Source organism: Mesorhizobium sp. M4A.F.Ca.ET.090.04.2.1, from assembly GCF_003999085.1.
Lineage (GTDB): Bacteria > Pseudomonadota > Alphaproteobacteria > Rhizobiales > Rhizobiaceae > Mesorhizobium.
The window spans coordinates 1-6,900 of the sequence record NZ_RZOT01000324.1 but is presented as its reverse complement, the minus strand read 5'-3'; the positions used below and the strand labels follow the sequence as shown (position 1 = coordinate 6,900).

General features: G+C 64.1%; 6 protein-coding genes and 1 pseudogene. All 7 read left to right on the top strand.

What is annotated here, in order from left to right; all coding sequences use genetic code 11:
• Positions 1-228: pseudogene (locus tag EN781_RS21400) on the top strand (prenyltransferase); the annotation flags it as partial.
• Complete coding sequence (locus EN781_RS21395) at positions 225-1,583, top strand: FAD-binding oxidoreductase (protein ID WP_245455448.1); 1,359 nt, start codon at positions 225-227, stop codon at positions 1,581-1,583. The pseudogene EN781_RS21400 and the gene EN781_RS21395, both read left to right, overlap by 4 nt.
• 119 nt (positions 1,584-1,702) lie before the next feature.
• Positions 1,703-2,137 (top strand): EamA family transporter, encoded by a 435-nt coding sequence (locus tag EN781_RS21390; RefSeq protein ID WP_126054077.1) that lies wholly within the window; start codon positions 1,703-1,705, stop codon positions 2,135-2,137.
• Positions 2,134-3,141 (top strand): NAD(P)-dependent oxidoreductase, encoded by a 1,008-nt coding sequence (locus EN781_RS21385; RefSeq protein ID WP_126054078.1) that lies wholly within the window; start codon positions 2,134-2,136, stop codon positions 3,139-3,141. Before EN781_RS21390 ends, EN781_RS21385 begins: the two co-directional genes overlap by 4 nt.
• Before the next feature lie 39 nt (positions 3,142-3,180).
• A complete protein-coding gene (locus EN781_RS21380) occupies positions 3,181-4,641 on the top strand; it encodes an aspartate aminotransferase family protein (RefSeq protein ID WP_189347724.1) in 1,461 nt (486 codons plus the stop codon).
• Between the two features lie 8 nt (positions 4,642-4,649).
• Positions 4,650-5,891 carry a hypothetical protein gene (locus EN781_RS21375; protein ID WP_126054080.1) on the top strand — a complete coding sequence of 414 codons (1,242 nt, stop codon included), beginning with the start codon at positions 4,650-4,652 and terminating at the stop codon, positions 5,889-5,891.
• Positions 5,888-6,640, top strand: a complete 753-nt coding sequence (locus EN781_RS21370; protein ID WP_126054081.1) for an FkbM family methyltransferase — start codon at positions 5,888-5,890, stop codon at positions 6,638-6,640. The genes EN781_RS21375 and EN781_RS21370 overlap by 4 nt, the downstream gene beginning before the upstream one ends.
• Positions 6,641-6,900 lie beyond the last annotated feature (260 nt).

Here is a 6,900-nt window from a genome sequence, read left to right as displayed (position 1 = left end):
CTCGCGCTCTACATGGACAGCGTCGCGGTGCGCGAGCTCTATTCGCATCCATGGGTGATGTGGCCGCTGGCGCCGATCGTGCTCTACCTCACGATGCGCGTCTGGATCCTCGCCCGCCGCGACGAGATGCACGACGATCCTGTCGTCTTCATCATCCGCGACTGGCGCAGCCAGATCGTTGTCGCCATCGGCGCCGCCCTTCTGGTGGCTGGAGCCTGGGGCGGTTGATCAGGGGCGGCGAACGTTTCGGCAGTTTTGGGCTGGCGACGCCTCCGGCACGCCATGCCATCCCGGCCGACCATGCCGTCGCGCTGCTGAAGAGCGGCGCTGCCAAGCCGGGTTCGCTGCTTGGTTATGGCAATGGCCGTTCCTATGGCGACACATGCCAGAATCAGGCCGGCTCGGTGGTCGACATGCGGCCGCTCAACCGCGTCCGCGCCTTCAATGCCGGGACGGGTGTGTTGGAAGCGGATGCCGGCGTGCTCTTGCGCGATATCATCTCCCATGCCGCTCCCTACGGCTTCTTCCCGGCGGTGGTTCCCGGCACGCAATTCGTGACGCTTGGCGGGGCGATCGCCAACGACATCCACGGCAAGAACCATCATCGGCGCGGCACGTTCGGCTGCCATGTCGAGTCGCTGACACTGCTGCGCTCGGACGGCAATACCTGCCGCTGCTCCGACACGGACAATGCTAGACTGTTCCGGGCAACCATTGGCGGCATGGGGCTGACCGGGCTGATCCTGTCGGCCTCGATCCGGCTGATGCGGGTGCCTTCGCTCGACGTCGTCGAGACGGTGACACCATTTGGCGATCTCGGCCAATTCTTCGAGCTTGCCGAGGCGGCCGACCAGGCCAATGAATATGCCGTCGCCTGGATTGACCAGCTCGCCGGCGGTCACGGCCGCGGGCGCGGCCTGCTGTTCGCCGGCAACCATGCCGAGCATGGCTCGCACACAGCGTCCCGCGCAAACGCCCGCCTTTCGGTGCCGCTGCAGCCGCCTTTCAATGTGCTCAACCGGCCGTTCCTCACCGCCTTCAACGCCGCTTACCGGTGGAAGAAAGGGCGATCGCCGGCGCCGCGTCAGGTTGGCTACCAGGGCTTCTTCTTTCCGCTTGACGGTGTTGGCGACTGGAACCGGCTCTACGGGCCGAAAGGCCTCTTCCAGCACCAGTGCGTGGTGCCGGAGGAGGCCGCGCGGCTTGCCGTGCCGGCGCTGCTGGAGGCGGCACGGCGCGCTGGGCAGGGGTCCTTCCTCACCGTGCTGAAGCGCTTCGGCAAGGTCCGCTCGCCGGCGCTGCTGTCTTTTCCGAGGCCTGGTTACACGCTGACGCTCGACTTCCCCAACCGGGGCGAGAGGACGCTCGAGCTGCTTTCCGAACTCGACCGCATCACGGTCGAGGCGGGCGGCGCGGTCAACCCCTACAAGGACGCGCGCATGGGCGCCGAGACCTTCGCGGCATCCTTCCCGGACTGGCGGCGGCTGGAGGCGTTGCGCGACCCCGCCTTCATGTCCGACTTCTGGGCGCGCACAGCGAAGAAACTGGATGAACGGCGAGGGATGGCAGAGGCGGCGGAATAGGTAGAATTCGAATAAATCTTGGCAAATAAAACATTGTGCCGGGATTTACTTAAAGCAGCACGTGATTTCACGAAATGTTTGCAGGTTTGTAGTAGGACCGCTGCGGGGCAGGTGGCAACATGAAATACATCGTCTTCATCCTTTTTACGGTCATGACCAATGCCGCGGCGCAGCTGATGCTGAAGCAAGGCATGATGTCGCTCGGGCCGATTTCGTTCGAGGGCACCAATCCGCTGCTGAAGCTGCTGCAGATCGTCTTCAGTCCCTGGGTGTTCCTGGGGCTCTGCACCTTCGTCATCTCGATGGCCTCGCATCTCTACGTGCTGTCGAAGGTCGAGCTCAGCTTCGCCTATCCGTTTCTCAGCCTCGCCTATGTCGCGGTGGCAGTGTTTGCCTACTTCGTTTTCCGCGAGGACCTCAACGGCTGGCGCGTTGCCGGCATCGCCTGCATCTGCGTCGGCACGGTGCTGATAGCGCAGAGCGGACGCGGAGATGAGGACCAGACCGCATCCATCACCCAAGACAAGATCGGCACAAGCGAGATCGTTCGATGAGACATGTCATTTTCGGAGGCGACGGTTTCGTCGGTCGCCACCTTGCCCCGAAGCTCGCGGCCGATGGCGAAGAGGTCGTTGTCGCCGACATCGTCAAGAGTGACCTGCCGCACTACCGGTCCGTCCGCTACATCAAGTGCGACGTGACGGAACCGGCTTCGGTGTCATGCGTCGGTGTCCGGGCGGACGACATGGTCTACAACCTGTCGGCGAAGATGCTGTCGCCGATACAGGTGCGCGCCAAGCGGCACGACTTCTTCTTCCCGGTGAACTTCCACGGCACCGAGCACATCATCAAGGTGATGGACAAGGCCGGCGCCTCGAAGCTCGTCCACTACACGACCGACATGATCTACGGCCATACGGTGACACTGCCCATGACCGAGGAACACCCGGTCGCGCCGCTCGGCGAGTACGGCCTGTCGAAGCTGAAGACCGAGGAGCTGGCTGCCGATTGGCGCAAGCGCGGCATGTCGATCTCGTTGTTCAGGCCGCGCCTGATCATCGGCCCCGGCCGCCTCGGCATCCTGGAAAAACTGTTCAAGCTGATCGACTGGAATCTTCCCGTGCCGATGATCGGCTCGGGCAAGAATCCCTACCAGTTCATCTCTGTTTTCGACTGCGCGGAAGCTGCCCGCGCCGCCTGGAAGGCCGGCGTGCCGAACGAGGCCTATAATCTCGGCTCCCTCAACCCGCCGCCGGTGAAGAAGCTGCTTGGCGACCTGATCCGGCATGCCGGCTCGAAATCGATCCTGATCCCGACACCGGGCTGGGCGGTCAAGCGCACGCTCGACCTGCTCGACCTCATGAACATGCCGATCATGGACCCCGAGCAATATCTGATCGCCGACGAAGAGTGCGTTCTCGACGTGTCCAAGGCCGAGCGCCAGCTCGGCTGGGTGCCGCAATATCGCGACGAGGACATGCTGATCGCCGCCTACAGCGAGTACCGCGCCAAGAAGGACGGCCATGCCGTCGCCACCGAACATGTGCCCGCCGAGTAAGGCGACCAAGGCCAATAGGAGATTCTCGAGATGACCGTCATGGCCAAGCCGGAACAAACGGGCGCGCGCACGCTTGTCGATGCGCCGGCGCTGTCGCCCGCCACCATCGCCAAGCCCGACCTGATCAGCGTCGAGCAGGCCAAGGCGATGGATGTCGCCCGCATCACCGACCTGTTCAAGGCGCATCTCAATCCGGGCCAGTTGCATTTCATGAAGCTGCTCGGCTTCCACAAGGTGAAGATCGAGCGCGCCGAGGGCATGTTCTACATCGACCAGAACGGCCGCAAGATACTCGATTTCTTCGGCGGCTTCGGTTCGCTGGCCTTCGGCCACAACCACCCGCGCATCCTGGAGGCGCGGAAGACATTTCAGGAGGAAAAGCGGCAGGAAATCGCCATCGCCTTCATGTCGCAATATGCCGCGGCCCTTGCGCACAACATCGCCAAGTGCTCGCCCGGCGACCTCGACATGGTTTTCCTCGGCTCGTCCGGCTCGGAAGCCATGGAAGCTGCGGTTAAGCTTGCCGAGCGCGCCGCCGGCCCGAAGCGGCCGAAGGTCGTCTATGCCGAGAATTCCTTTCATGGCAAGACCAAGGGCGTGCTGGCGATCACCGACGGCCAACTCTACCGCGCTGACTTCAAGGTGGCGGACAATGTCGTGCGGGTGCCCTTCGCCGACATCGATGCGGTGGAGCGCCTGTTCAGGACCGATCCCGAGATCAGCGTCATCGTGCTCGAAACCATCCAGGGCGGCGGCGGCATCATCCAGGCGCCCGCCGAATACTGGCAGAAGCTGCGCGCCTTGTGCGACCGGCATGGCGTGCTGTGGGTCGCCGACGAGGTGCAGTGTGGCTATGGCCGTTCCGGCCGCTTCTACGCCTTCGAGCATTACGGTGTCGTGCCGGACGTGACGGCGCTGGCGAAATCGCTGGGCGCCGGCAAGGCGGCGGTCGGCGCCATGATCGCCAGGCGCGATGTCTACATGAAGGCCTATGGCACGCCGAAGACGGCGATGATCCATGCCATGGCCACGTTCGGCGGCATGGGCGAGGCCTGCGTCACCGCGATCGAGGGGCTGAACGTGCTCTACGAAGAAGGCCTGATCGACAATGCGGCCGCGACCGGCGATTACCTTCTGCAGCGCTTGCAGGCGCTCAAGGAAAAATATCCGAAGATCATCAAGGTCGTGCGCGGCAAGGGTTTCATGATCGGGCTCGAGTTCCACGATTTCTCGCAGACCCTGCCTATGGTGCTGCGGCCGGTGGTCAGCGTGCTCGACGACAAGCTGAAGGGCTCGCTGTCCGGCTTCGTCGGCGCGCTGCTGCTGCGCGACTATGACGTCCTCGTCGCCTTCACCGAATACAACCGCAACGTCATCCGGCTCGAGCCGCCGCTGATCTGCCAGCGCGAGCATGTCGACCGCTTCGTCGATGCCTTCGACAGCCTGCTGTCGCGCGGCATCGTGGCGATCGTGAAGGATTTCGTCAAAAGCCTTCGCTGAGCGGGACGATGCTGACCAGGCCGCCGACTGTCCCGACCAATCCGCTCGACCGACTGACCGGCGCCGGCCTGGCGTGGGGTGAGGGGACCTATGCGCGGTTCGCCGCACCGATTGGCGCGATTGCCTTGGCGCTCTATATCCTGCTGACGGCGGCGACGGCCTGGATCATGCCCGACGCCAATTGGGATATGCTGCCCTATCTGGCGGTCGCCGAGGAAGGCACCTATCCCGATCCGCAGGCCCTGCACGACTATGCCTACAGCACGGTCAAGGCGGGCGTCTCGGCCGCCGACTACAAGACGCTGACTGACGATGGCGGCGGCTTCCGCAGCCACATGGCGGAGAATGCCGCAGACTTCCATTCGCTGCTCGGCATGTACCGGATCAAGTTCCTCTATGCCGAGATCCTGTCCGGCCTCAGCCATGTCGTGTCGCCGGTCGAGGCGATGCGGCTGGTGTCGGTGGTCTCGGTGCTGCTGTTCGGCGTCATTACGCTCATCTGGCTGCGTTCGGAAGGCGCGCTGGCTCTGGCTCCGATAGTCGGTGCGGGGCTGATCATGGCCGATTTCGGCGATGCGGCGCGCGCCTCGACGCCAGACCTCCTTTGCGCGGCGCTGTTCCTCGGCGGCCTGTTCGCCTATGTGCGCAGACGCGAGGCGGCGACCGCGATCCTGCTGTTCCTCGCCTTCATGGCGCGGCCGGACAACATCGTCTTCCTGGCCATCTTCGCCATGCTGCTCATCGCGTACCGGCAGAAGGCATGGGGCGCGCTGGCGGGCTTTGCCGCCTCGTTCATTGCCTATTTCGCCATCTCGCACTGGGCCCAGCACCCAGGCTGGTGGCCGCATCTGTGGTTCTCCACCATCGAGCAGCATTACAATATGGACGGCTTCGAGCCGCCTTTCTCGCTCGCGGCCTACCTCAGGGCGTTTGCCGTCTCGCTGCTGCGCGCCGTCACCATGAACAGCTGGGTTGGCGTCTCGGTACTGGCACTGGCCGGCTGGTTTGCGCTTGGCCGCGCCGGCTTCCGGCTCGACCGCCGCGCCGGCATCCTGCTTGCGGCTCTGGTGCTCGGCGTGCTGGCGAAGTTCACGGTGTTCCCGATCCACGACACGCGCATCTATTTCCCCAATCTCCTGGCGCCATTCCTGCTGCTTGCCGGCCCGCTGATGGCGCTGTGGGCTGCGGCCGGTCAGCGCCATGTCGCGGCGCACGTCATTGCCGGAGACAAGCCCGGAGACACGCTATGAGTTCCATTTCCAGCCTGGCGCGCCTTGCGCTGTCGTTCGGCCTGCCCGCCGGGCTGCTCGATCGCGGGCCGGCGCTGCGCGGCACGAAATTCCTCGCCAAGGCGGCGCTGAGGGCGCGCTTCGGTGGCAGGCCGTTCCAGATGGTCAATGTCGGCGCCTGCGATGGCGCCCTGTTCGACGATGTCACGCCGTGGCTGCACCGCATTGCGCGGGCGCGTGCCGTTCTGGTCGAGCCGGTTCCCTACAATCAGAAACGGCTGCGCGCCAACTATCCCGATACGGAGCGCTTCATCATCGAGCCGGTAGCTGTGACCCGGACCAAGGGCTCGATCACAGTTCATACGTTTGACGCCGCGGCACTCGAGGCCGGCACGCTGCCGATCGAGTTTATCGGCTGTTCCTCCGTCACCGACACCAATCTGATGTCGGGCAAGAACGCCTGGGGCGAGGAGGACTCCAACTTCAACAAGTTCGCGCCCTATCTGAAGGACATCGAGGTGGCCTCGGAGACGCTGCAGACGCTGCTCGACCGCAACGACATCACCCATATCGATGCCTTCCTCGTCGACTGCGAGGGCGCGGACTGGATTGTGTTCGACCAACTCGACCTCAAGCGCTACCGCCCCGGCATGATCAAGATCGAAGTCGGCGCGCTGCCGGCGGCCGAGATCGGCCAGGTCGTGGTCAAGCTGAAGACCGCCGGCTACCAGGTCGGCTTCCAGGCCGAGGACATCTGGGCTTTCGCCTGACCGAAATGGGCTTTGACAACGAGCATGTGTGCCGGGTCGCGCCGCACCTTGCGGCGTGTCGCAAACAGGCGGTAGCCCGATCATCGTCCTCTGCATATTGTGCCCCATTCGAACGGGCGCCGACGCGCCCGCTTTACCACTTTGGAGTCACGGGCAATGGCAGGGTTTCCGGAAAAGGCGAAGGTCGTCATCGTCGGGCTGGGCGGGATCGTGGGCGCTTCGGTCGCCCATCACCTGATCGAGCGCGGATGGGACGATAT